At 67.3% G+C, this 23,813-nt stretch carries 21 protein-coding genes; 6 read left to right on the forward strand and 15 right to left on the reverse strand.

Annotation, left to right across the window (positions count from 1 at the left end; genetic code table 11):
- Positions 1-153: 153 nt before the first annotated feature.
- The 12 genes from ligA to ABZS43_RS03620 form a co-directional block, all read right to left on the reverse strand.
- Entirely contained in the window at positions 154-2,271 is a 2,118-nt protein-coding gene (gene ligA / locus ABZS43_RS03565) for an NAD-dependent DNA ligase LigA (protein ID WP_355034218.1), read from the reverse strand.
- A 156-nt stretch (positions 2,272-2,427) separates the two neighbouring features.
- Positions 2,428-3,444: a methionine synthase gene (locus ABZS43_RS03570; protein ID WP_355034375.1), complete on the reverse strand. Its 1,017-nt coding sequence runs from the start codon at positions 3,442-3,444 to the stop codon at positions 2,428-2,430.
- Positions 3,445-3,620: 176 nt separating this feature from the next.
- Positions 3,621-4,736 carry a tRNA 2-thiouridine(34) synthase MnmA gene (gene mnmA / locus ABZS43_RS03575; RefSeq protein WP_355034219.1) on the reverse strand — a complete coding sequence of 372 codons (1,116 nt, stop codon included), beginning with the start codon at positions 4,734-4,736 and terminating at the stop codon, positions 3,621-3,623.
- Positions 4,736-5,965: a cysteine desulfurase family protein gene (locus ABZS43_RS03580; RefSeq protein ID WP_355034220.1), complete on the reverse strand. Its 1,230-nt coding sequence runs from the start codon at positions 5,963-5,965 to the stop codon at positions 4,736-4,738. The genes mnmA and ABZS43_RS03580 overlap by 1 nt, the downstream gene beginning before the upstream one ends.
- Before the next feature lie 479 nt (positions 5,966-6,444).
- The gene (locus ABZS43_RS03585; protein WP_355034221.1) at positions 6,445-6,855 is read right to left on the reverse strand and encodes a PIN domain-containing protein; all 411 of its coding nucleotides are present in this window, start codon (positions 6,853-6,855) and stop codon (positions 6,445-6,447) included.
- A 12-nt stretch (positions 6,856-6,867) separates the two neighbouring features.
- Positions 6,868-7,398: a helix-turn-helix domain-containing protein gene (locus tag ABZS43_RS03590; RefSeq protein ID WP_355034222.1), complete on the reverse strand. Its 531-nt coding sequence runs from the start codon at positions 7,396-7,398 to the stop codon at positions 6,868-6,870.
- Positions 7,399-7,827: 429 nt separating this feature from the next.
- Positions 7,828-8,778, reverse strand: coding sequence for an ABC transporter substrate-binding protein (locus tag ABZS43_RS03595; protein ID WP_355034376.1), 951 nt, complete (start codon positions 8,776-8,778; stop codon positions 7,828-7,830).
- A gap of 77 nt (positions 8,779-8,855) precedes the next feature.
- Positions 8,856-9,596, reverse strand: a complete 741-nt coding sequence (locus tag ABZS43_RS03600; RefSeq protein ID WP_355034223.1) for an ABC transporter ATP-binding protein — start codon at positions 9,594-9,596, stop codon at positions 8,856-8,858.
- On the reverse strand, positions 9,593-10,408 hold the full coding sequence (locus ABZS43_RS03605) for an ABC transporter permease (RefSeq protein WP_355034377.1): 816 nt from the start codon (positions 10,406-10,408) through the stop codon (positions 9,593-9,595). The genes ABZS43_RS03600 and ABZS43_RS03605 overlap by 4 nt, the downstream gene beginning before the upstream one ends.
- Positions 10,409-10,515: 107 nt before the next feature.
- Entirely contained in the window at positions 10,516-11,688 is a 1,173-nt protein-coding gene (locus ABZS43_RS03610) for a lysophospholipid acyltransferase family protein (RefSeq protein WP_355034224.1), read from the reverse strand.
- 5 nt (positions 11,689-11,693) lie between these two features.
- A complete protein-coding gene (locus tag ABZS43_RS03615) occupies positions 11,694-12,521 on the reverse strand; it encodes a GNAT family N-acyltransferase (RefSeq protein ID WP_355034225.1) in 828 nt (275 codons plus the stop codon).
- A gap of 246 nt (positions 12,522-12,767) precedes the next feature.
- Positions 12,768-14,042 carry an NAD(P)/FAD-dependent oxidoreductase gene (locus ABZS43_RS03620; protein ID WP_355034226.1) on the reverse strand — a complete coding sequence of 425 codons (1,275 nt, stop codon included), beginning with the start codon at positions 14,040-14,042 and terminating at the stop codon, positions 12,768-12,770.
- Positions 14,043-14,154: 112 nt separating this feature from the next.
- Here ABZS43_RS03620 and ABZS43_RS03625 point away from each other — a divergent pair, with 112 nt between their 5' ends.
- On the forward strand, positions 14,155-15,015 hold the full coding sequence (locus ABZS43_RS03625; RefSeq protein ID WP_355034227.1) for a LysR family transcriptional regulator: 861 nt from the start codon (positions 14,155-14,157) through the stop codon (positions 15,013-15,015).
- A 53-nt stretch (positions 15,016-15,068) separates the two neighbouring features.
- On the opposite strand, the gene ABZS43_RS03630 is transcribed toward ABZS43_RS03625, so the two are convergent.
- The gene (locus ABZS43_RS03630; RefSeq protein WP_355034228.1) at positions 15,069-16,025 is read right to left on the reverse strand and encodes an electron transfer flavoprotein subunit alpha/FixB family protein; all 957 of its coding nucleotides are present in this window, start codon (positions 16,023-16,025) and stop codon (positions 15,069-15,071) included.
- 103 nt (positions 16,026-16,128) lie between these two features.
- On the reverse strand, positions 16,129-16,914 hold the full coding sequence (locus ABZS43_RS03635) for an electron transfer flavoprotein subunit beta/FixA family protein (protein ID WP_109528132.1): 786 nt from the start codon (positions 16,912-16,914) through the stop codon (positions 16,129-16,131).
- Between the two features lie 236 nt (positions 16,915-17,150).
- Here ABZS43_RS03635 and ABZS43_RS03640 point away from each other — a divergent pair, with 236 nt between their 5' ends.
- From ABZS43_RS03640 to ABZS43_RS03650, 3 genes are read left to right on the forward strand one after another with little or no spacing between them, the layout of a single operon-like run.
- A complete protein-coding gene (locus ABZS43_RS03640) occupies positions 17,151-17,933 on the forward strand; it encodes a class I SAM-dependent methyltransferase (protein ID WP_355034229.1) in 783 nt (260 codons plus the stop codon).
- The gene (locus tag ABZS43_RS03645; RefSeq protein WP_355034230.1) at positions 17,930-19,573 is read left to right on the forward strand and encodes a glycoside hydrolase family 57 protein; all 1,644 of its coding nucleotides are present in this window, start codon (positions 17,930-17,932) and stop codon (positions 19,571-19,573) included. The genes ABZS43_RS03640 and ABZS43_RS03645 overlap by 4 nt, the downstream gene beginning before the upstream one ends.
- Positions 19,570-20,832, forward strand: a complete 1,263-nt coding sequence (locus ABZS43_RS03650) for a glycosyltransferase family 4 protein (protein ID WP_355034231.1) — start codon at positions 19,570-19,572, stop codon at positions 20,830-20,832. The genes ABZS43_RS03645 and ABZS43_RS03650 overlap by 4 nt, the downstream gene beginning before the upstream one ends.
- Before the next feature lie 14 nt (positions 20,833-20,846).
- Here ABZS43_RS03650 and ABZS43_RS03655 read toward each other — a convergent pair whose 3' ends face one another.
- Positions 20,847-22,130 (reverse strand): PQQ-binding-like beta-propeller repeat protein, encoded by a 1,284-nt coding sequence (locus ABZS43_RS03655; protein ID WP_355034232.1) that lies wholly within the window; start codon positions 22,128-22,130, stop codon positions 20,847-20,849.
- Positions 22,131-22,417: 287 nt separating this feature from the next.
- On the opposite strand from ABZS43_RS03655, the gene ABZS43_RS03660 reads away from it, so the two are divergent.
- Together ABZS43_RS03660 and ABZS43_RS03665 are read left to right on the forward strand one after the other, a co-directional pair.
- Positions 22,418-23,167, forward strand: a complete 750-nt coding sequence (locus ABZS43_RS03660; protein WP_355034233.1) for an acyltransferase — start codon at positions 22,418-22,420, stop codon at positions 23,165-23,167.
- A gap of 85 nt (positions 23,168-23,252) precedes the next feature.
- Positions 23,253-23,792 (forward strand): DUF1697 domain-containing protein, encoded by a 540-nt coding sequence (locus tag ABZS43_RS03665; protein ID WP_355034234.1) that lies wholly within the window; start codon positions 23,253-23,255, stop codon positions 23,790-23,792.
- Positions 23,793-23,813: the final 21 nt, after the last annotated feature.

Consider the following 23,813-nt stretch of genomic DNA (forward strand, 5'->3'; position numbering starts at 1 on the left):
GCCTACCCACTCGATGGTGTTACCTGAAGTGAGGTTCAGGTCAAGGAACATTCGCGACGAGCGATACCGCCGACTGATATCGCCCTCCGGCGGATCCGGAAACGACGGCGGCCGAGCGGATTCCGGTCAGCCCGAGGGTTGCGAGATATCCGCCTAGTCCTCGTCGGCTTCCGCGTCTGCTGCCGCGTTCTCCGGCCGCACCGCGTCGGGCCCGCCTTCCAGGAGCAGCCGGAACCCTTCCTCGTCGAGGATGGGGACGCCGAGTTCCTCGGCCTTGGCCGCCTTGGAGCCGGGCGAATCGCCGATGACGACGAAGGACGTCTTCTTGGACACCGACCCCGAAGCCTTTCCGCCTCGAACGAGAATGGATTCCTTGGCTCCGTCGCGGGTGAAATCCCGCAGCGAGCCCGTCACGACGATCGAAAGACCCTCGAGGTTGCGTTCGATCGATTCGTCGCGCGCGTCTTCCATCCGCACCCCCGCGGCGCGCCATTTGTCCACGATGGCGCGGTGCCAGTCCACGGTGAACCATTCCGCGGCGGCGGCGGCGATGGTGGGGCCGACGCCGTCCGCGCCGCCCAATTCCTCCGCGGTAGCCGATCGAATCCGGTCCATACTGCCGAATTCGGCGGCCAGGGCGCGGGCCGCGGTCGGGCCGACATGCCGGATGGACAGGCCGACGAGCACCCGCCAGAGTGGCCGATCCTTCGCCGTCGCCAGATTGTCCAGCAGGCGTTTGCCGTTCGCCGACAGCTTGCCGTCCTTGTTGGAGTACAGCGAGGTGGTGAGCAGGCGCGCCTCGTCGAGATCGAACAGATCGCCTTCGTCGGTGATCGCGCCCGACTTCAGCAGATCGACCGCGCCTTCGTATCCGAGCGCTTCGATATCGAACGCGCCGCGCCCCGCCACGTGATACACCCGTTCGCGCAACTGCGCCGGGCAGTGCCGCTGATTCGGGCAGCGGATATCGGCGTCGCCTTCCTTCGCCGGGGCGAGTTCGGTCCCGCATTCCGGGCAGTGCGTCGGCATGACGAATTCGTATTCGTCACCGGTGCGCGCGTCCACCACGGGGCCGAGCACCTCGGGGATGACGTCTCCGGCTTTGCGGATGGTGACGGTGTCGCCGATGAGCACACCCTTGCGCTTGACCTCGGAGGCGTTGTGCAGGGTCGCCATGGCGACCGTCGAGCCCGCGATGGACACCGGCTCCATCACCGCGAACGGGGTGACGCGACCGGTGCGGCCGACGTTCACCTCGATGTTGAGGAGTTTGGTCGTCGCCTCCTCCGGCGGGTATTTGTAGGCGATGGCCCACCGCGGCGCGCGCGAGGTGGACCCGAGACGGCGCTGCAACGAGATCTCGTCGACCTTGACGACCTGGCCGTCGATCTCGTGGTCGATATCGTGACGGTGTTCGCCCCAGTACGTCACCCGCTCGATCACCGCGTCGATGCCCTGCACGCGGCGGGTGTGATCGGAGACGGGAAGTCCCCACACCGCCAGCGCCCGGTAGGCCTCGTGTTGCGAGGCTGGCGTGTACCCCTCGATCCGTCCGAAGCCGTGACAGATCATGCGCAGGTGGCGACGCGCGGTGACCGCGGGATCCTTCTGTCGCAGCGAACCCGCCGCGGTATTGCGCGGATTCGCGTACGGCGGTTTCCCTTCCGCGACGATCTGGGCGTTGAGCGTCTCGAAATCCTCCAGCCGGAAGTAGACCTCGCCGCGCACTTCGAGCAGGGCCGGAACGGGGAATTCCTCGGTGGGGGTCAACTCGCCGGGGATGTCGTCGATGGTGCGCGCGTTGAGGGTGACATCCTCGCCGGTGCGCCCGTCACCGCGGGTGGCCCCGCGTACCAGCCTGCCGTGCTCGTAGACCAGATTGAGCGCGACGCCGTCTACCTTCACCTCGCACAGATAGTGCAGATCCGATCCCGCGTCGGCCTCCACCCGGCTCGCCCAGGTGCGTAGCTCGTCGAAATCGAAGACATTGTCCAGCGACAGCATGCGCTCCAGATGGTCGACCGCGGTGAAATCGGTCGCGAATCCGCCGCCGACCAGTTGCGTCGGCGAATCCGGGGTGAGCAGATCCGGATGCCGCTCCTCCATGTCGTGCAACCGCCGCAGCAGCTCGTCGAACTCCCCGTCCGAGATGATCGGGGCGTCCCGCACGTAGTAGCGGAACTGGTGCTCACGAACCTCATCCGCAAGCTGCTGCCACTGCACCCGCTGCTCGGCGGTCGCCGCAACCGCTGCACTCTCGCTGTCACTCACCCCACGCACATTAGCGGAGCCCACCGACACATTCGCAGACGTTCCCGCACGTCGCCGCCATATTTCGGATGGATTCGCACCCGTGCCGGTCCTCGCCCCCGTGCCGCGATCCGGCCGCGGACGCGCGCGCCGCGGGCGGCGAAGCCCCCTGGAAGCTCAGTCGAATGTCAGCGACTCGGGTTCTTCGGCGAACGCGCGCGCCACCTCGGTGGCGAGCCCGATCGCCTTGCGCGCCCACGGCAGCGGCGCGGCACCCAGACCGCACGCGGGACTCACGATCACGGCGCGAGCGAGGGCCGAGCGGGAGAAGCCGAGCCGGTCGATCAGTCGCACACCGGGTTCGGCGATCTCGCGCCAGGTGACCGGCGCCGCCGGGGCCGTGGTCGGGACAAGACCGAGAACGACATACTTCCCCGCGTCGATGATCTCGCCGATCGGGTCGAGATCCTTCGTGCCGACGGTCGCCATATCGAAGCCGATGGCGGCGGCCGCGCTGCCCTTCAGGAAATCCAGCGGCGGCGGTTCGGCGCAACTGTGCACGAGCACGGGAGCGGATTGGGCGGTGATCACCGCGTCGAGTACGGCGAGCGCTTCGGGGGCGGGCAGCGCGCGCACCGTGTCGAGGACGCTCACCCCGCGCAGCGAACCGTTCAGCACGTCGTTCAGCGACGGTTCGTCCAGTTGCACGACCACCTCAGCGCCCAGCCGTTTGCGCACTTCGGACACATGTCGGTCGATTCCTTCGGCCAGCGACTCCGCGATATCGCGCACCGCACCGCGGTCGGTGAGAATGCGATGCCCGCCGGGCAGCTCCACCTGGGCCGCGAGCGTCAGCGGACCGCAGACCTGCACCTTGACGGCCCGCCCTGTCCCCGCCGACCCCGATATCTCCCAGGCTTCTTCGAGTGCGTCCAGATCCGCGCGCAGCAGATCCCGCGACCGGCGCGACAGTGCGCCCGGGCGCGATGCGAGCCGATAACCCCTGGTGGTCGTGTCGAAGCGCAGGTCGATCAGCAACGCGGATACGCGCCCGACCATATCGGCCCCGGCCCCGCGCTCGGGCAACTCCACCAGGTGCGCCAGATCGGCGAGTTCACCGATGACCGTGGTGGCCGCCTCGCGCGGATCGAGGCCCGGCCAGGAGCCGACCGCCGTCGCGATCCCACCGCGCAGCGACGCCGATACCTCCGATACGGCGTTCGTCGCGTCGGTTCCGATTTCGCTCACCACGTTCATCCCCTGTCGGTTCTCCGCCGTACCCCGGCGGGGCGACCATATCCGGTCCGGTCCTTCGTGGTTCCCATCACGGTCGACGTCGATGACGAGGAGGGCGGCCCCGGTGACGCGTTCTAGTCGGCGACACCGGCGGCGACATCGACGGGGCTTTCGGCGCCCGCGGTACCGCTGATGGTGCCGCTGCCGATCACCTCGTCGCCCACGTCGTCGGGCCGGTACAGCACCACGGCCTGTCCGCGCGCCACGCCGGTCAACGGTTCACGCAACCGCACCACCAATCCGTCACCGACCGCCTCGGCGACCGCGGGCGCGGTACCGCCGTGCGCGCGCACCTGCGCGACGCATTCGATCGGCCCGCCCGGGGTGACGCCCGAAGTCCAGACGGCCCGCTGCGCGATGACGGTCCACACGTGCAGATCTTCCGCGGAGCCAACGCGCACGGTGCCGGACTCCGGGTCGATCCCGGTGACGTAGCGGGGCTTGCCGTCCGCGGCGGGGCCCGGCAGTCCCAGGCCCTTGCGCTGGCCGACGGTGAAGCCGTGCACACCCTCGTGCTCGCCGAGCACCCGGCCGTCGGCGTCGACGACCGCGCCCGGCCTGACGCCGATCTTCGCGCCGAGGAAGGCACGGGTGTCGCCGGAGGGGATGAAGCAGATGTCGTGGCTGTCCGGCTTGTTCGCCACCGCGAGCCCGCGCTCGGCGGCTTCGGCGCGGATCTGCGGCTTCGGGGTGTCACCCACAGGGAACATCGCACGGGACAGTTGCCCCGCGGTCAGCACCGCGAGCACATACGACTGATCCTTGTCCGCGTCGACGGCACGGCGCAGCACCCCGTCGTCCAACCGGGCATAGTGGCCGGTGACGACGGCGTCGAAGCCGAGCGCGACCGCCCGGTCGGCGAGTGCGGAGAACTTGATCTTCTCGTTGCACCGAAGGCACGGATTGGGCGTCTCACCCGCGGCGTAGGACGCGACGAAATCATCGATCACGTCCTCTTTGAACCGATCGGCGAAATCCCAGACGTAGAAAGGGATTCCGAGGACGTCGGCGGCGCGCCTGGCATCACCGGCATCCTCTTTGGAGCAGCAGCCGCGCGAACCGGTGCGCAGCGTGCCCGGCGTGGCGGACAGCGCGAGGTGCACGCCGACCACCTCGTGTCCGGCATCGACGGCGCGCGCCGCCGCGACGGCGGAATCCACACCGCCGCTCATCGCCGCGAGTACCCGCATCACACACCACCTTTCGCTCCGGCCAGGCCTGCGGCTCTGGCACGCTCCACCACCTGGGGTAGGACAGTCAGCAGGGCATCGACGTCGGCGCGAGTCGACGTGTGCCCGAGAGAGAAGCGCAGCGACCCCCGCGCCTGCCACGGTTCCACCCCCATGGCGATCAGCACATGGCTGGGCGAGGCGACACCCGCGTTGCAGGCCGAACCGGTGGAGCATTCGATACCCGCCGCGTCCAGCAGCATCAGCAGCGAATCCCCTTCGCAGCCGGGGAAGGTGAAATGCACGTTGCCGGGCAGCCGCTGCACACCCAGTGGGCCGTTGAGCACCGCGTCCGGGATCGCTTCGATGATCCGCGCGATCATCTCGTCTCGCAGCGCGCTCAATTCGGCTATTCGCGTGGGCAATTCGATCGCGGTCTGATGCAGTGCGGTCGCGAATCCGACCGCGCCCGCGGTATCGGAGGTCCCCGAACGCAGATCCCGTTCGTGCCCGCCGCCGTGCAGCAAGGGTACGCACGGCACCTGCCTGCCGAGCAGCAGCACCCCGACCCCGTGCGGGCCGCCGAACTTATGTCCGGCGAAGCTGGCCGCCGACAGTCCGCTCGCGCCGAAATCGATCGGAAGCTGCGCGGCCGCCTGGACCGCGTCGCTGTGCATCGGTACGCCGAATTCCTGTGCCACCGCGGCCAATTCACCGATCGGCTGCACGGTGCCCACCTCGTTGTTGGCCCACATGACGGTGACGAGAGCCACCTCGTCACCGTGCTCGGCCAGTACCGCTCGCAGGGTGCGCGCCGACACCACCCCGTCGTCGTCCACCGGCAGCCAGGTCACTCGCGCGCCCTCGTGCTGCTCGAGCCACTCCACCGCGTCGATCACCGCGTGATGTTCGACCGAACTCGCGACGATGCGGACGCGGCGCGGGTCGGCGTCACGGCGAGCCCAGAAGATGCCCTTGATCGCCAGATTGTCGCTCTCGGTACCGCCGGAGGTGAAGATGACCTCCGAGGGCCGCGCGCCCAGATTCGCGGCGATCGACTCGCGCGCCTCCTCCAGCAACCGCCGGGCCGCACGCCCGGACGCGTGCAGCGAGGACGCGTTCCCCGGCCGCGAGAAGGCAGCCGTCATCGCCTCGACGGCGGCAGGCAACATCGGTGTGGTGGCCGCGTGATCGAGGTAGACCGTCTTGGGCGCACCACTGGTGACCTGACCCGAAAAAGCCGACTTCATGACCTATAAACCCTATCCCACCCCGAGCTGTACATCCGTGGGGTATCCCCCTGCTGGCTACGATCTGTCTACGATTTGCCACCACATGTCAGCCGATGCGGGCGCGACAGTATTCCCGCAGCCCTCGTGCCAGTGCCTCTCCTGACGTCACCGACCTCTCGTTTCCGCCGACGAGGTAGTCATGGACGTCCGCCACCGGATCCACCGCAACAGCGCCGGACTCTACCAACTTCTCACCGGCCGACGCTGCCGACGCGAGCCGGCAGCCGAAGAGTGCACCCATCACGGCATCCGCATCGGTGAGCCTGCAGCCCCCTTGGTGCTGGCCTCCGATAAGGGAGGGAGAATCGGAGGCCAGACGAAGACCTGGCAGGGCGGCCCCGTAGCGAGTCGTCAGAGCCGTTCAGCGGGGCAGGCATTGAGTTCCTGCAGCGCGGTGCCCGCGACCTGGAGGCTCCGGGTTCGCTTACCTCGGCGAATTAGCCGGCTGAAGGAGTGGAGTCAGGATCGACGTTGCGGATCAGTTCCACAGCTTCATTCATTCCATTGCCGGTGACAATGGCACCAGCTCCTCCTACGACTGCGGCGGCCAGCACGTGCTCGTCGTTCGGGTCCGGAAGATCGAAAGTGCCCTCGTGGGGTTGCCAGTGCTCCACAAGGGCGTCATCGAAGGCCGATGCCATCCGCTGAATCAGGTTGTGTGCACGCGTTTCTGCGACCTGCATGGCCTCGCCACGGCTACTGAGCTTGAGTGCCTCATGGAATTCCAGTTCTTCCAGGATCCGGTCGGACCACAGAGGCCGGTAGAGGTTTTCCACGGCTAGAGAGAGCAGGAAGTCACGCTGCAGACTTGGCCAGAGGACACAGGTATCCAGCACTACGGCAAACATCCGCCGATTGTTTCAGCCCTTGGCTTTTCGACGTTCGGCGACCAGCCGACGGACCTCACGCAACTGCTCTTGGACCTTGGCCGGATCGTCTTCGGTGTTGATGTCTACCGCCGTCGTCGCCAAGGCGTCGTACTGACGCTGACGCCGAACCTCCCGGTATGCAAGGACGTCATCCAGGCGCAGGCGATGCCGCGTCCCCACCCGCTCGGCCGCCAACTCGTTCTTCTCGATCAGTCGCTTAACGGTGGGTCGGCTGACGCCCAACAGATCCGCAGCCTGCTGCGAGGTCAGTGTCATGCCGTGGGGGGCAATAGTCACCGCCTTTCCCGCCAGCAAGGCTGTCACAACCCGCTTCAGCGCTTGGTGCACGTCCTCGGGGAGCTCGATGCGGTCATGTTCGTCGACCCCGACCAGTGCATAGCTGAGATTGGTCGCTTGCCCGCGCCGCTGTTCGTGGGCGTTCAGGAAGCTCAGGACAGGCGCTAACTGCTCGTGATCATCGGCTGGAATGAAGGTTTTCTGCTCCAATGCCTGCGCGTCCACCGTCGCACCTTCCTCACCTCAGATGAGCTCGTTCGAACATCGCGAATGAGCTTTCGATTCTTTCGAAAGTATGGCACACAGTCCCTGACGATGTCGAGGTTGCCCAGGGCCACGTTGATGCAGCAACCGATCCTGAGCGACCGAGCCCGACGGCGAATGTGCTCATCTAGGCAGAGCCCAGCCGGACAGTCTGTGACCAGCTGGAATCGCATCAGGCTGAGCTGGTTTCGCGCTACTACTACCCGCGACCTCGGCCAGGGTCGTCGAGGAACGATCAGGCGCGTTCAGCGGCGCGAAGGATCTCGATGTGGCCAGTAGCAGAGCCCAATTGGACGTCCCCGGAGCAGAATTGGCTTCCCCGTCAGCGTGCAGCAGCGCGCAGTGGATCGGGGGTCGACGGCAAGGCCGATTCCATCGATGGACGGTTGCCTACTTCGACTCGAAGCGGGTATCGACGAAATCGGCGAAGCTGATCTTGCCTGGAATCGCGCCGGCCTTGGTGAAGGCGTCGGCGATCTGCTGCTCGGAGCCGATCACCTTGTCGTCGAGCGGGATGGGTTCCTTGATCGAGCGGGTCCAGGTGGTGCGGGAGGCGTCGACCGGAATCGAGGTGAGTTCGGCGTACTTGGTCGACCACAGGTCGAGGTTGTCCGAGGACCATTTCGTCGCCGCGGCGTACCGGCTGAAGAAATCGCTGATCGCGGCCGACTTTCCGGCATCGCCGATCGCCTTCTTCGAGGTGACCCAGAAGTTGTAGCCGTTGGCGGCCTGGTCGGCGGTCGCGATGGTCTTCGCGCCGACCTCGTTCTCCGCGATGGCGGTGTAGGGATCCCACACTGCCCAGGCTTGGACATCGTCGCGGGTCAGCGCGGCGTATCCATCGGCGGGGGCGAGGTAGACCGGTTCGATATCGCCGAGGCCGAGACCGGCCTTCTGCAACTGCAACAGCAGGTTCGCGTTCGCCGAACTCCCCTTGGTCACCGCGACCTTCTTACCTTTGAGATCGGCGACGGCGCGGACCGCGGAATCCTTGCCGACGAGGATCGCGTCGCCCTTGCCGGTGGCCGCGAGTGCGCCGACGATCTTGATATCGGCATTGGCCGCCGCCCCGAAGATCACGGGGGTGTTGCCGACCTGCGCCAGATCGATACCACCGGCTCCGGCCGCCTCGATCAACGGCGGACCCGCGGTGAAGGTGGAGAACTCGATCTTGTACGGCAGATTCGCCAGCTGACCCGACGCCTGCAACAGCACCTCGATCGAGATCGCCTTCTGATCACCGACTTTCAGGGTGACCGTGCTGAGATCCACCGGGCCGTCGGAGGCAGGCTCGGTGTCGCCGCCGCAGGCCGCGGTAGCGAACACAGCCGCCGCTATCATGGCCGCACCGGCGAGTCGGGATATCGAGAGTCGTTTCACGAGAACTGCTTTCCTGCGTTGTCGGAATGGGTGGAGATTCAGGCGCCGACGCCGAGCAGCGCCAGCAAGCGGGTGATGTATCCGGCCGCCTCCGGCGCCGAATGCGAACGCGGGCGCGGCAACTCGACGCGCACCTCGTCGGCGATCCGGCCCGCGTCGAGGACAAGCACCCGATCGGCGAGGGTCACCGCTTCGGTGACATCGTGGGTGACGAGCAGCACGCCGAATCCGTGTTCGGCGTGCAGGCCGAGCAGCAATTCGTGCATGGACAGGCGAGTCAGCGCGTCGAGCGCGCCGAATGGTTCGTCGAGCAGCAGCAGACTCGGATGGGCTACCAGGGCTCTGGCCAGCGCGACGCGCTGCGCCTCCCCACCGGAGAGGGTGAGCGGCCAGGCATCGGCGCGCTCGCGCAGGCCCACCTGGTCGAGCAGGGTCCGGGCGATCTCCTCGTCCCGGCGACGGCTGCGAGGGCGCGGACGCCCGAGCGCCACATTGCGCACCACCGGCAGCCACGGGATCAGCCGCGCCTCCTGGAACACGAATGTCGGCTGGGTGTCGACGGCCACCGCACCGCGATCGGCGGTCTCCAGCCCGCCGATGACGCGCAGCAGCGTCGATTTGCCGGAGCCGCTGCGCCCGACCAGCGCGACGATCTCCCCGGCCGCGATATCGAGGTCGATGCCGTCGAGGACGACATGGTCACCGAAGCTCTTGCCTAGTCCGGCGATTCGGGCCGTCTCGGTGGGTTCGTCGGTGATGGTTTTCTCGATGATCGTCATCGGCTGCTCCTTCGGTCGACGGACGTACGCCAGCGCAGGGCGCGATGTTCGAGCGCGCGCACGATCGCGTCGGTGACCAGGCCGAGCAGGCTGTAGATCAGCAGACCGAAGATGACGATGTCGGTGCGCAGGAATTCGCGGGCATTGTTGACCACGAAACCGAGACCGGCGCTGGCGTTGATCTGTTCGGCGACCACCAGCGACAACCAGGCGATACCGAGACTCTGCCGCACACCGACCAGGATCTGCGGCAGCGCGCCGGGCACGATGAGCAGGCGGAGTCGCTCGACCAGGCTCAGTTGCAGGGTGCGGCCCAGCTCGAGCAGTTTGGGGTCGAGCTGGCGGATACCGGAGTAGGTGTTCAGGTAGAGCGGAAAGAACACACCGAGCGCGATCAGATAGATCTTGGGTTCCTCGCCGATCCCGAACCAGATGATGAACAGCGGGATCAGCCCGAACAGCGGGATGGTGCGGATCATCTGCAACGGCGGGTCGAGTGCGTACTCGCCGACCTTGCCGAGTGCGGCGATGGTGGCCAGTATCAGCGCGAGCCCGGCGCCGAGCAGGAATCCGAACAGCGCGCGCTGCCCCGAGATGAGCAGTGCGTCACCGAGCTGGCCGGAACGGTAGATCTCCAGTCCCGCGTCGAGCACCACCGACGGCGCGGGAAGTTTCTTCGCCGAGACCACGCCGTTGGTACTGATGATCTGCCAGAGCAACAGCAGCGCGATCGGGGCGAGAGCACGCAACAGGCCGGGGTGGCGGTACAGCGGGGTCCGCCCCTGGGTGGATGCCGGGTACCTCTCCTCGATCACCCGTGGATGATGCGGGATTCCTTGTCACCACACCAGGTTTGCGCTCACCCTGAATCGATCTCCGGCGGCCGGACGTAGCACCGCGTCGATCCCGCTCGATGACCTCACTCGCCCCGCGGAACTCTGTTCCTCGATACCGCGGCGCGCGGATGCGCCGAGGCATCCCTGCCGCGACCACGGAAGAGCGCGACAGCCCTGCGGCGCATGCCGACACCGGGACGCGGCACATCCGAACGACCCGTGTCCGCCCGGTTCCGCAGCCCGGTGACCGTCATCGGGGTGGGATCCTGCACCCGCGTCGTCGTGGCTTCGATCCATTCGGTGCCGGTGCCGTCGTGGCGCGATAGTCGGTCCCCGCGCACCGCGAGTTCACAGCGGCGTGCGAGGTCGCGGCGGTCGAGTCCGGGATGTTCCAGCGGTTCGAGCACCACCTCGGCGACCATGCCGCGCGAGCGCAGCACCCGGACGGCGGAGCCGACGAACGTGTCGTCCCCGACGAAGGCGGGCGTCGAACACAGCGCGCCGTGGTGGTCCAGGTAGCGCAGCCGTACCGGCTGGACGTAGGTGCCGGTGTCGACGGCGGCTTGGAACAGGGCCGGGCGCATGCCGCCGTAGGCGCGGCCACACCAGGTGGTCCCCTCGGGGAATACGGCCATCCGGTCGCCCGCCGCGAGCCGCGAGCCCAGGGTGGCGACCACCTCCGGCAGCGCCCGAAGCCGTTCACGTTCGATCGGGATGACCCGCAGCAGTTTCGCCAGATTGCCCAGCAGCGGCCAGTCGACCATATCGGCGCGCGCCACGAAACCCAGCGGCTGCACCGCGGCCAAGGTGACCACATCGGTCCACCCGATATGGCCGGTGACCACGAGAACTCCGGTGTCCGGGGGCGCGTAACCGGCCCTGACCGGCCGCGCCCGGGGACCGTCGACCCCGCGATCGTCACGCCGCAGCGCGGTGCCGATCCGGGTGACGAGGTCGGTCCGCACGGATTCCTCGGTCACGCTACGCGCGGCGACCCGATTGTCGACCACCCGCAATCGCATCCCGAGGCAGCCGAGCAGTGCGTGCGCATAGCGCCGTTGCAGGTGCTCGCGCCGCCCCTGTGGCGTCGCGACGTTCAGCAGCGGGAAACTGACCAGCAGCCCGGCCACCCCGAGGACACGGGCGAGGACCCGCGCCGTGCCGACCTGGTCGATCGACTCGATGCAGCCGGGCCCGCAGGGGCTCGACGGCATCCACGAATGCGCGGCTGTCGCGGGGGGCGCGTCGAACACCATCTACCTCACCGTCCACCGTCGAATGTCGCTGCCGCATCCTGCAATCGGTTCAGGTAGCGGGTGTTGATGGTGCTGAGTCCGAGCAGCGCGACGAAGTCGGCGACCGCGAAGTCGGGATCGTGCGCGGGTTCACCACAGATCTCCGCGCCCAGGCGCAGGTACCCCCGCATCAGCGGCGGCAGCTTGGGCCGCGACGGCGGGGTCAGGTCGTCCAAGGTGCGACCGTCGACGAGCACCGGGTTGTGCGGGTGCACCCGCTGCTCGGGATCGGACCCGTGCCTGGCGAGCAGCATGTCGCGCACACCGCGTACGTTCACTCCGGGCGGATCGGTTTCGGTGTCGCGCATCGGCACCGAAACGCACCCCATCACCCACTCGTAGCCGGTGAGTTGGATGTAGTGCAGGATGCCCGCCCACATCAGGGTCAGCACCGAGCCGTTGCGGTGATCGGGCACCACGCAGGCTCGGCCCATCTCGACGATCCGCCGCCCCTGCGGATCGAGTTGGGCCAGATCGAATTCGGTGGCAGTGTAGTAACCGCCCGCCGCCGCGACCTTATCCGGCGGCAGCATGCGGTAGCAGCCGACGAACTGTTCGGTAACGTCGTCGCGGACCAGCAGGTGGTCACAGTGCGTGTCGAATCGGTCGGCGTCCAGACCTGTTCCGTCATCGGGGATGGCGAAGCCGGGCTCGTTGGCGAAGACGCCGTAGCGCAATCGCTGCGCGGCCTCGCGATGTTCGGCGTCGGACGAGACGACCAGTGAGTACCGAGACCGTTCCACCCCTGAGTCCGTCGACCGACCCGGGGCTGTCAACACGGACGAAATAGTCATATCCGTGATGAAGCCAGTCCGAGACAGCGATGGAGCAACCTCGGGGTGTCGCGTCGATGCCGGTTCGGTGAACGAGACGATGGTCACACCGAGCGTTAACCAGACCGTCGATCCGCGTTTGCGGCAACGCGTGGAAATCGCGTCTTTCCCCTGATCGGGACTACATGTCGGCGGCAATACGCTGCCGCCGACCACACGATCGCGCTGCTTCGATCACCTGAAGCAGCGCGATATTCGGCCCCTCGCTCAGGCCGCCGATCGCGCCGGCGTCGATGACACTTCGACCGGCTTGCGCTCCACCTCGGCGAATCCCGGCCTGCCGCTGCCGATGAAGGCCACCAGCCACGAGGCCACCGCCGCGAAGCGATTGCGGAACCCGACCAGGTAGAACAAGTGGACAGCGAGCCAGACGAACCAGGCGGTCACCCCGCGGAAGGTGATCCGGTCGTTGAGTTTGGTCACGGCGCTGAACCGGCTGATCACCGCCATGCTGCCCTTGTCCCAGTAGAAGAACGGGGTGCCGGGCCGCTTCTTACGACTGATGATGTCGGCGGCGTGCCTGCCCTCCTGCATGGCCACCGGCGACTGGCCCGGATAGCCGTTGAGCGAGGTCATATCGCCGATCGCGTAGATATCGGCATGTCCGCCCACGGTGAGATCCGGGTTGACGAGCAGCCTTCCGGCCCGGTCGGTTTCGCATCCGGTGGCCTCGGCCAGGATCTTCGCGAACCCGCCCGCCTGCACACCTGCCGACCAGACCACCGTCTCGGCCGCGATCAGGCGCTCGACGCCCGCTTTGTCCTCGACCGTCACCTTGCCCGGTTCGATATCGGTGACGAAGGTATCGACGAGCACCTCGACGCCACCCTTGACCAGCGACTTCTTCGCGTACTCCGACAGCCCACCGCCGAAAGGCGGCAGCACCTCACCCGCACCCTCGACCAGGGTCACCGAAACCTCTTGGTGGAAATACCGTTTCGACAGTTCCTTGAGCTGTCCGGCCACCTCGACGCCGGTGGCGCCCGCGCCGACCACAACGAAGCTGAGCAGCCTGCGCTTGCTCGCCTCGTCGGCGACCGCCGCCTCGGCGAAAACCCGCTGGATCTGCGCGCGCAGGATCCTGGCGTCATCGATGGTCTTGAGCGCGAAGGTCTTCTCCGCGAAATCGTCGCGGCCGAAATACGACTGCGACGCACCGGTGGCCGCGATCAGCGAACCGTAGCGGATCCGGGTCAGCTCCCCGTCGTGTTCGTAGGTCAGAATCGCGGCATCGGCATCGATATCGACCACCTTGCCGAGGCGAACATCCGCTTCGCGGCGCTTGCGCAAGATCGTCTTGATCGGGGGCGCGATTTCCGAGGATGCCAGCACACCTGTCGCGACCTGGTAGAGCAATGGCTGGAACAGATGCTCCGGCGTGCTCGAAATAAGGACGTGGTCGATTCCCGACTTCGACAGTTGCTTGGCCGCGGCCAGCCCCCCGAATCCCGATCCGACGACGACCACATCTGCGTGTTCCATGAAAGCCTCCTTCTCTCATTACCAACCGTTATTCGGAACGCAGATATTTCACGTGTTCAGGCGCATAATGGAGATGACTCTTATCTGGATCATTCATGAATGGGAGCTTGTCGTGGAGCTTCGCCAGCTGGCATACTTCATCGCGGTCTGCGAAGAACTGAGCTTCAGCAAGGCCGCCACCCGCTGCTTCATCTCCCAGTCGGCGATCAGTCATCAGATCGCCAGGCTGGAACGCGACCTGGGCGTGCCGCTGTTCGAGCGCTCGACCAGGGCCGTCGTCCCCACCGACGCGACCATGCGGCTACTTCCCCTGGCTAAACAGATGCTGAGCCTGGAATCCGCGATCCGCGCGACCGTGCGCACGACGGGCCACCGCATCCGCCTGGCCGCCAATATGTCCTTCGCGACCCGATCGCTCTCGGCGATCGCCGCGGCGCGCGCGGCCCACCCCGACGCCGAAATCGAATTCGTCATCAAGCCGTTCCGCCTGCGCATCACCGCCGTGGCCGACGGCGACTGCGATCTGGCCCTGATCCGCGGCAGCGTCGACCAACCCGGACTGACCGTCGAACAACTCTGGATCGAGGATCTGGTGATCGCCACCACGAGCGGCCATCCGCTCGCCGCCCGCGAGAGCGTGACCCTCGCCGAACTGAGCCCCTACCCGCTGCTGCTGCCGCCCGAACAAGAACAGGTGTTGCTGCACACCGTCATTCGGACCGCGTTCGCCGATCTGACGACCGGCCCGACCTTCGGTCCGCCCATCCCGCCCGACCACACCGCGACCATGGAACTCATCAACCGCCCCGATGCCTGGACCGTCCTGTACGCCGACAGCCCCACCGAGGGCCTGGTCGTCCTGCGGCTGACCGAACACCGCCTGCGCATCCCGGTATCGGCCATCGTGCGCACGGACACCCGCCGCTCCCCCATCCTCACCACCCTCCTCGACAACCTGCACCGCAGTCGCTGAAACAACAACGGCCCCGGACAGACGTCCGGGGCCGTTGTCTCGCGAGCTGGGTGTCAGCCCTTGTGGGCCTTCACCGCTTCGGTCAGCTGCGGGGCGACATTGAACAGGTCGCCGACGATGCCGTAGTCCGCGATCTCGAAGATCGGGGCCTCTTCGTCCTTGTTGACCGCGACGATGGTCTTCGAGGTCTGCATGCCCGCGCGGTGCTGGATCGCGCCGGAGATGCCGAGGGCGATGTAGAGCTGCGGGGAGACCGTCTTACCGGTCTGACCCACCTGGAACTGGCCCGGGTAGTAGCCCGAGTCGACCGCGGCACGCGACGCGCCGACGGCCGCGCCGAGCGAATCGGCCAGCGCCTCGACGACCGAGAACTTGTCGGCCGAACCGACACCGCGGCCACCGGAGACGACGATGCCCGCCTCGGTGAGCTCGGGACGGTCGCCACCGGTGACCGGCTCGCGCGAGGTCACCTTGACCACGCCGTCTTCCTGCGCGGGGACCTCGACGGTCACCTTCTCGCCGGCACCGGCCTGCGCCGACGCCTCGATCGCGCCGGGACGCACCGAGATCACCGGCACGTCGCCGTTGGCCTTGGCGTCCACGGTGAAGGCGCCACCGAAGATGGAGTGCACGGCGGTGCCGTCGGCCTTGACGTCGATGACGTCGATCAGCAGGCCGGAGCCGATGCGCGCGGCGAGGCGGCCCGACACCTCCTTGCCTTCGGCGGTGGCGGCGACGATCACGGCGGCCGGCGAGATCGACTCGACCAGACCGGCCAGCACGTCGACCTTCGGGGTCACCAGGTAGTTCTCGACATCGTCGGATTCGGCGATGTAGATCTTCTCCGCACCCGCGGCGGCCAGCGCGTCGGCCAGCTTCTCACCGGTGCCCGCGGCGCCGAGCACGACCGCGGCGGGTTCACCGAGGGCGCGGGCCGCGGTGAGCAATTCGGTGCTGACCTTCTTGATCGCACCGTCGGCGTGCTCGACGAGCACAAGTACTTCTGCCATTGTGTTCTCTCCTAAGCAGTCTCAGTCCCGGAGGGCGGTACGTTCGCGAGGCGACTCGTCCGGCTCGACCGGGTGCGGGTGTCCCGCAACGACGCAGCGACGATCAGATGATCTTCTGGCCGACGAGGTACTGGGCGATCTTGGTGCCGCCGTCGCCTTCGTCCGCGATCTTCTCGCCCGCGGTGCGCGGCGGCTTCGGGGTCGAGGCGGTGACGGTGGTGCCCGCGTTGGCGACACCGACGGTCGACGGGTCGACGCCGAGGTCGGCCAGCGTCAGCGTCTGCACTTCTTTCTTCTTCGCGGCCATGATGCCCTTGAAGGACGGGAAGCGCGGCTCGTTGATCTTCTCGGTGACCGAGACGATGGCGGGCAGGCTCGCCTCGAGCTTGAAAACGCCCTCGTCGGTCTCGCGCTCACCGGTGATCTTCTCGCCGTCGACCACGAGCTTGCGCAGGTGGGTCAACTGCGGCAGGCCCAGGTACTCGGCGATGATCGCCGGAACCGCGCCCGCGCGGCCGTCGGTGGCCTCGTTACCGGCGATGACCAGTTCGACACCCTCGACCTGGCCGAGCGCGGAGGCCAGAACCCATGCGGTCTGCACGGCGTCGGAGCCGTGGATCGCGGGATCGTTGATGTGGATGGCCTTGTCGGCGCCCATGGACAGCGCCTTGCGGATGGCCTCGGTGGCGCGGTCGGGACCGGCGGCCAGCACGGTGACCTCGCCGCCCTGGGCCTCCTTGATCAGCAGCGCCTCTTCGACGGCGCGCTCGTTGATCTCGTCGAGGACGGCGTCGGCGGCCTCGCGGTCGAGGGTGTAGTCACCATCGGTCAGCTTGCGCTCGGACCAGGTGTCAGGAACCTGCTTGATGAGTACGACGATGTTCGGCATCGGTCTTCGTCGACCTCCTGTTCTGGGGGCGTGTATCCGGTGGTCGCACGAGCTTGGCCGTACGTCCGTGTGAGTGGCTCGGGCGTGACACTACCCTACGTTAAGTTACCCATGGGTAACTTACGGTCTTCCCTCTCGCAACACCGGTCCGGGCTATATCGTGCGCGGGCCCTACCAGTAACGTCGGGGGGATGAGCGAGGCTGTGATCCCTGCCGCAGTGGGCGACCCGACGGTCATGACTGCATCCGGAACGGTCGTCGACACCGACCGAGGTGACGTCGAGCCGCTGCCGCTGACCGGCGAGCGCACCGTCCCCGGCATCGCCGAAGAAAACTATTGGTTCCGCAGGCACGAGATCGTCTACGCCCGACTGCTCGACCGCTGCGCGGGAAAGACCGTACTGGAAGCCGGATCCGGCGAGGGTTACGGCGCCGACATGATCGCGGGCGTCGCGACCGAGGTCACCGGACTCGATTACGACGCGAGTGCCGTCGCCCACGTCCGCGAGCGCTACCCGCGCGTCGAGATGATCCAGGGCAACCTCGCCGATCTGCCGCTCGAGGACGCCTCATTCGACGTCGTGGTGAATTTCCAAGTGATCGAACACCTCTGGGATCAGGGCCGGTTCCTGCGGGAATGCCTGCGAGTACTGCGACCCGGCGGCGAACTGCTCATCAGCACGCCGAACCGGATCACCTTCTCGCCTGGCCGCGATACCCCGCTCAACCCGTTCCACACCCGCGAACTGAACGCGGCCGAACTCACCGAACTGCTGGTGGACGCCGGATTCGAGGTGTCACAGATGATCGGCGTGCATCACGGAGCGAATCTGAAAGCATTGGACGCCAAGCACGGTGGGTCCTTCATCGACGCGCAGATCGAGCGCGCACTGGCCGGGCAGCCGTGGCCCGCCGAACTCACCGCGGACGTCGCCGCCGTCACCATCGATGATTTCGCCCTGCTCGCCACGGATATCGACGCGAGCCTCGATCTGGTCGCCATCGCGGTGAAGCCTTGAGCGAAGTACCCGGCCAGTTCACCCTCGTCCTGCATTCCCACCTCCCGTGGCTGGCCCACCACGGCCGCTGGCCGGTCGGCGAGGAGTGGTTGTACCAATCATGGGCGGCGTCCTATCTTCCCGTCGTCGACGTCCTGAGAACCCTTGCGGCGGAGGGTCGTTCGCATCTGCTGAGCCTCGGCATCACGCCGGTGCTCGCGGCGCAGCTCGACGATCCGCACTGCCTCGCCGGCATGCACCACTGGCTCGGCAATTGGCAGTTGCGCGCCGACGAGGCGGCCATGGCGGGCAACATCGCGCTGGGGCGTCACGAACACCGGCTCGCCGCAACGGCTCTCGCCGATTTCGAGCGGAACTGGCGACACGGCGCGGCGCCGGTGTGGCGGCAGCTGATCGACGCCGAGGCCATCGAACTGCTCGGCGGTCCGCTGGCGCATCCGTTCCAGCCGCTGCTCGACCCCCGGCTGCGTGCCTTCCAGCTGGCCGAGGGCCTGACCGACGCGCAACGTCGCTGGGGGCACACGCCCCGGGGGATCTGGGCCCCCGAATGCGGTTACACCCCGGGCATGGAGGTCGGTTACGCCGCCGCCGGTGTGACGCATTTCATGGTCGACGGTCCCGCGTTGCGCGGTGACAGCGCGCTCGGCCGCCCGGTCCGCGAGTCCGATGTGATTGCGTTCGGGCGCGATCTGCACGTGAGCTATCGGGTCTGGTCGCCCAAATCGGGCTATCCGGGGCAGTCCGCCTATCGTGATTTTCATCACTACGATCACGCCACCGGTCTCAAGCCGTCGCGCGTCACCGGCAAGACGGTGGACGGTCCGGACAAGGCTCCCTACGACCCCGCACTCGCGGCGGCGGCCGTCGGGCGCGATGTCGACGATTTCGTGCGGACCGTGGTGGCGCGGCTGCGTTCGGAATCCGCGCGTATCGGCCGTCCCGCGCTGGTCGTGGCCGCATTCGACACCGAACTCTTCGGCCACTGGTGGCACGAGGGTCCGCAGTGGCTCGAGCAGGTGCTGCGCGCGCTGCCCGAGGCGGGCGTCACCGTCGGCACCCTGGCCGACGCCAGGGAACGCGGTTTCGTCGGGACGCCGGTGCCGCTGGCGGATTCGTCGTGGGGCTCCGGTAAGGACTGGCGGGTCTGGGCCGGAGATCAGGTCCGTGACCTGGTCGAACTCAATGACGAGATCGTCCGGCTCACCCTCGACACGGTCGACAAGATGCGCGCGACGCACGGTGACGCGCCGACCCTGCGCGACCCGGTCGCCGACCAACTGCTGCGCGAGGCCATCCTGACCGTCTCCAGTGACTGGGCGTTCATGGTCAGCAAGGATTCCGCCGCCGGATACGCCAGGGAACGCGCGCATCAGCACGCGCATGCCGTGCGGGAGATCGCCGCGGCGGTCGGAGCGGGTCAAGTCGCCAAAGCACAGCAGTTGGCGGCAGGATGGGGGGCGGCTGACGGACTCTTCCCCGGTGTGGACGCGAGACGACTCGGGGCGGGTCACGAGGCCGCCGTGCCGGAGCAGGCCACCGCTGTCGGTTCGGACGACAGCACTGCCGAGTCGGACGCCGCGCCGGTCTCGGATGCGGGACAAGCATCCGCCTCAGTACCGGTTGGAGAAAGACGCACATGAAAATTCTGATGGTGTCGTGGGAGTACCCCCCTGTCGTCGTCGGCGGCCTCGGCAGACATGTGCATCACCTGGCCACCGAACTGGCCGTCGCGGGGCACGAGGTGGTCGTGCTCGCACGCCGCCCCTCGGGCACGGACTCCTCGACCCACCCGACCCACTCCTTCATCGCCGAGGGGGTGCTCGTCGTCGCGGTCGCCGAGGATCCGCCGTGCTTCGATTTCGGCGAGGACATGCTGGCCTGGACACTGGCCATGGGCCACGCCATGGTGCGGGCGGGTATCGCGCTGGGCAAACCCGGTATCGGTGACGGCTGGGTCCCCGATGTCGTGCACGCGCACGACTGGCTGGTCGCACATCCCGGCATCGCCCTGGCCGAGTACTACGACGTGCCACTGGTTTCCACCATCCACGCCACCGAGGCGGGACGCCACAGCGGCTGGGTCGCGGGCAAGGTCAACAAACAGGTCCACTCGGTCGAATGGTGGCTCGCCAACGAATCCGACGCGCTCATCACCTGTTCGACGTCCATGCGCGACGAGGTGGAGCGCCTGTACGGCCCCGAACGCATCCCGATGACCGTGATCCGCAACGGAATCGACGTGGGCGCGTGGACATTCCGTCCGCGCGCACCGCGTTCCGGGCCGCCGCGACTGCTCTACGTCGGGCGGCTGGAATACGAGAAGGGCGTGCAGGACGCGATCGCCGCCCTGCCGCGCATCCGCCGCGCCCACCCCGGCACCACCCTCACCATCGCGGGCATCGGCACCCAGTTCGAATGGTTGCGCGAACGCGCCAGGGTGCATCGCGTCGCGCGCGCGGTCACCTTCGCAGGACAACTCGACCACGAGGGACTGCTCGGCTGGTTGCACGGCGCCGACGCGATCGTGCTGCCGAGCCGGTACGAGCCCTTCGGCATCGTCGCGCTCGAAGCCGCCGCGGCGGGCACCCCGCTCATCACCTCGACCGCGGGCGGACTCGGTGAAGCCGTCATCGACGGCGTCACCGGCGCCTCGTTCGAACCCGCCGACGTCGACGGCCTTGTCGAAGCGGTGCGCGCCACCCTCGACGATCCCGCGGCCACCCAGGATCGCGCCTATGCCGCACGCGAACGGCTCACCGCCGATTTCGCGTGGGATGTGGTCGCCGCGGAGACGGCGCTGGTCTACTCCTCCGCGAAACGCCGGGTTCGCAATCCGCTCGGCCGTCCGAGCATCGTGGAACGCCCACTGCCGGAACGGGATCCGAACCAGCCGGTCTGAGTCCGTGCCGCCCGCTACCTCTCGGGCGCGAAGGTGAAGACCTCACCGATGCGGGTGGCGAGGACGACCTCGCCCTGCGCGGAGATCGACGTACCCGTCGTCGTACCTGTTCCGCCGGGCAGCACATCGGAATCGATCGTCTCACCGGTCGAGGTGTCGAAGGTGACGAGGTTCAGCCCCGTCCCGATGGCGGCGACGGTGTAGCCGGTCTCGCCCGCGGTCTGGACCGGTATGCCGCGCAGCGCGAGATCCTTACGCTCCCAGACGATCTCGGATCTGTCGCCGTTATCGCGCAGTGCGAGCAGATAGCCGTCGTCACCCGCTGGGATGATCAGTCCGTCCGCCGAGACGGAGATGCCTCCGCGCGGAGCGAATCCGAGTGAACGTACCCATTTGGTGCGACCGTCGGCCGCGTCCAGCGCGATCAGCCGGTCGGAGTTGTCGCCCACGTAGACGGTGGACCCGTCGGCGGAAACCGCCGGACTCGTGCCGCTGCCCTCGGTCAGCAGGTCGGCGCTCCATTCCTGGACCACCTTGCCGTCCCGATAGCGCAACGCGACCAGGGCGGCGACAGGTTTACCCGGCTTCCACAGCGTGAGGAAGAAGCGGCCGGATTCGGCGTCGACGGCGGAGATATTCGCCACCGGGCACTGCGGACCGCCCGCCGGGCAATCCTCCAGGCCCTGGCCCGGCGCGGGACGGGCCAGAGCGGGGTAGGCCAGGAAATCCGGTTCACCGAGCAACTGCACGGTGGTCACCGCACGCTGACCGGTCTGCCTGCTCAATACGTCGACCTGGCCGGACTGGGTCACCGTCAGCAGTTTCCCGTCGCCGGTGAACTGCACCGAGACCGGAACCCCGGCAACGGGAGTACGCCAGCGCGGCTGCCCGAGATAGTTGAAGGAATTCACCGCACCGTCGTCACCGACGTAGACATTGCTGACGCCGTCGACCACCGAAGGCGAGGAAACCGTGTTGGGGCCCAACGGATCGCAGAAGCGTTTCCGTCCGGTCGGCATCTGTAACGACAGGATCGCGCAACCGCGCGGGGTGCGGGTGGTGAGGAACAACTGCCCCTCCGGACCGATCGTCACCGGCCGCTCGATCGGACCGCCCGACGGGCGCGACCAACTCAACGCCATCCGCCTGGCTCCGGTCACCGAGGTGACCCCGCCGTTGCGGCCGTCGTGATACGCCGCGGGCCAACCCCGGCCCGCGCCCACGGTGATGTCATCGACATCGGTGCCACATCCGGTCACCACGATCGCGCCGAGGGCGGCGAGAACTGCCGCACGCATACGGAATCGCGGCTTTTCGGATACAGCCCGCACGCTGCCGGTTCGCACCTGCTGTTCTCCCCTCGGGTCGTTGGCCGATCGCAAGACTACTGGGTTCTCCGGCCGCGCCTGCGGCGCGGCGTGGTTCTGTGTAGTAGGCCGCGCGGGCGCGGCGTGGTTCGCTGCCCCTTTGGGAACTCCGTAAGACACGCCCGCGACCTCGCCGTCCTCGGCGCGAAAGTACTCTGTGTAGCCAAGTGACACGCGTCCCGGGTGCCGACCGGGGATATACGACGGGAGACGGATTCGTGACGAGCATGTGGGGCGCACCGTTGCGCTCACGGTGGCGGGGTTCGCGCCGCCGGGATCCGCAGCAGGCGCGATTCCTGACGACGGCTTCGCTGCGGTGGGTGCTCGCCAATCGCGCCTATACCCCCTGGTACCTGGTCCGCTACTACCGGCTGTTCAAGTTCAAGGCGGCCAACCCGCATATCGTGCTGCGCGGGATGGTGTTCCTCGGCAAGAACGTCGAGGTCCACGCGACGCCCGAACTGAGCCGGATGGAGATCGGCCGCTGGGTGCATATCGGCGACGGCAATGCCATCCGCTGCCACGAGGGATCGCTGCGCATCGGCGACAAGGTGGTCTTCGGCAAGGACAACGTGGTCAACACCTATCTCGATATCGAGATAGGTGAATCGACCCTGGTGGCCGACTGGTGCTACATCTGCGACTTCGACCACCGGATGGACGATATCGATACCCCGATCAAGGATCAGGGCATCGTGAAGGGCCCGGTACGCATCGGCCCCGACACCTGGATCGCCGCCAAGGTGACGGTGCTGCGCGAAACCCGCGTCGGGCGCGGTTGCGTACTCGGCGCGCACGCGGTGGTCAAGGGCGAGATCCCCGACTACAGCATCGCGGTCGGCGCACCAGCCAAGGTGGTCAAGAACCGCAAGGCCGCCTGGGAGGCGGGTGCCGAGGAACGCGCCAAATATATTGCCGCGCTGGAAGATATCGAGCGAAAGAAGAACGGCGCCACCCAGCAGGTGTGATCGGGTGCCGCGGCCCGCTGGCGTCTGACACGGGCAACCGGCAGTGCACGCCGGGTTGTCGGTGGCATCGGCTACGGTCGGCGATATGAACAGGTACGCGGCCCTGCTGCGCGGGATCATGCCGAGTAACCCGAATATGCGCAACGAGAAGCTGCGCGAGGTGTTCGACGGGCTCGGCTTCGACAAGGTGGCCACACTCCTGTCCAGCGGCAATGTCGTGTTCCATTGCCGCGACGCCGGCGAGGCCGAGTTGGAGGACCGCATCCAGGAGGCGCTGAACCGGGAACTGGGTATTCCCGGCGGCACCATCCTGCGCAGTTACGAGGATCTGCGGGCCCTGATCGACCGCGACCCCTTCGCCGGGCTCAAACACGAGCGGGGGTCGTATCTGACGGTGACCTTCTTCAAGGATCAGAGCCCGGAGGTCGCACCACCCGATTCGGTCGACGAACTGACCCGCGTCATCGGCTACGACGACCAGGCCCGCGCCTTCCTGACCGTCATCGACAACAGCACCCCGAGAACCACCGATTTCATGGCGTGGCTGGACAGGACCTACGGCAAGGACATCACGACCCGGACCTGGCTCACCGTGCAACGGATCGTCAAGAAACTCGACACCTGATCCCGCTGCCCGCGAGATCGG

Origin of the sequence: Nocardia sp. NPDC005366 (assembly GCF_040606855.1) — a bacterium.
GTDB lineage: Bacteria > Actinomycetota > Actinomycetes > Mycobacteriales > Mycobacteriaceae > Nocardia.